The following is a 328-nucleotide window of genomic DNA, read 5'->3' on the forward strand; positions in this document are numbered from 1 at the left end:
CGCTCCCGTCGAGTCCTTCAAAAACGATTAATTTCATGATTTTTTCTCCTTTTAATCTTAATTTGGACATAAAAAAAGACCTTCGATTTGAAGGTCTTAGGGTTTTAATTATTATTTAAATTTACTTAATCGTTTTAAATAAGTTGTTTGTGATAATTCTTGTTTTGTTTTGTGTAGTAATTCTAAATATTTTTTACCATCTGCAATCATTTTATTAATGAAGTTATTGTCTTGATAAATTCGTACCACATGATAGTTTTGGTCGTTAAAATAGACTAAAAAGTAAGCGAAGTTCGCTTGAGAACAATAGAGTTGACATTGAACTTGG

The 328-nt window shown here is 28.4% G+C and carries 1 pseudogene; it reads right to left on the bottom strand.

Annotation, left to right across the window (positions count from 1 at the left end):
* Positions 1–111: 111 nt before the first annotated feature.
* Positions 112–328, bottom strand: a pseudogene (locus RI68_RS02890) (endonuclease); the annotation flags it as partial.

The organism is Vaccinium witches'-broom phytoplasma str. VAC (assembly GCF_000309405.1).
Taxonomy (GTDB): Bacteria; Bacillota_I; Bacilli_A; order Acholeplasmatales; family Acholeplasmataceae; genus Phytoplasma.